Annotated in this window: 1 protein-coding gene and 1 pseudogene; both read right to left on the reverse strand. The window is 38.2% G+C overall.

Going from position 1 to position 1,255, the window contains the following annotated elements; all coding sequences use genetic code 11:
* On the reverse strand, positions 1-723 hold a 723-nt coding region (locus O9290_RS16800; RefSeq protein ID WP_288087296.1), incomplete at its 3' end, for an RpnC/YadD family protein.
* Positions 724-744: 21 nt separating this feature from the next.
* Positions 745-1,255 (reverse strand): annotated as a pseudogene (locus O9290_RS16805) (hypothetical protein); the annotation flags it as partial.

Raw genomic sequence — 1,255 nt, forward strand, 5'->3', positions numbered from 1 at the left:
TAAAGGCATGGTTCTTTCCTCCTCAAATTGTTTGATTTTACTCTCTAAACTTGACTGCAATTCAGGGGATAAAGTCATCATATTGTCGATGATTTCAAACAGTTTAATTATCTGTTCTCTCTCGAACTCCTTTTCATATAATCCCCTGATTAACCTCCACTTCCACTGTTCCCGTTCTGGCAGCTTCCCAGTAGTCGCTTTCGTTTTTAGGTGTGCCATCACTATTATAGCAAAAGGATTGCTACTTGCTTCTAGTTCTGACCATCTTTCCTCATAGTCCAGTAATTTGACTGTTGGGAATTTGAGGCTGACTTCACAGCCGGCGATAGTATAATTATAGGAATCTGGTCGCCAATTTACTCGTTCATCTCCTAATATAGCGAGACTGATAACCGGTTTCTGATACAAATCGAAGGCACGATAGTTATAAATATACATCCTCTGAGGGAAATTTTCTTCGTATTGACTTTGAATTTCAATATGAATCAAAATCCACACTTCTTGTCCCTCAAGTAGCCAAGCCTTATAAAGTTTGTCAGCGAAACGTTTTTTTGTCTTTGCTGAAGCGGTAATCCGTTTGAGTTCTTTTTCCAGAGATTCGGGAATTTTTGTCCAATCAATTAGTTGGTGAACTTCAGGAAAGAAGAAGTATAAAAACGCTTCAAAATACTCGCTTAATGCTTCTTTCCAGGGTTCATCATAATTGGCTGTTGTTTGGTTCATTGGAGAAGAAAATTACTGAGACTATTGTTCTAAAAGTTGATGCAACTCATCAAAAGAATTAACGGTTAATGCCGATTTCAGTAACTCGTCTAAAATCGATAATACAGCAATTTTATCCACAGCTTGCTCAATTTCTATTGGAATGTCACCCAATCGCGTTTTTAGCACCATTTTAACATAGTTACGAGCATTTTCTAACGCCCCAATTTCCTTACCAATTTCCTTGCCCATTTCCTTGCCAATTTCCTTACCAATTTCCTTACCGCGTTCCATTCCTCGTAACTCCCCAATTTCCTTGCCAATTTTCCTTCCTCGTAACTCCATATTACTTACTAAAGGCATGGTTCTTTCCTCCTCAAATTGTTTGATTTTACTTTCTAAACTTGACTGTAATTCAGGGGATAAAGTCATCATATTGTCGATGATTTCAAACAGTTTAATTATCTGTTCCCTCTCGAACTCCTTTTCATACAATCCCCTGATTAACTTCCACTTCCACTGTTCCCGTTGTGGCAGCTTCCCAGTAGTTGCT

It is taken from the genome of Microcystis sp. LE19-41.2A (assembly GCF_027530405.1).
GTDB classification, from domain to species: domain Bacteria; phylum Cyanobacteriota; class Cyanobacteriia; order Cyanobacteriales; family Microcystaceae; genus Microcystis; species Microcystis aeruginosa.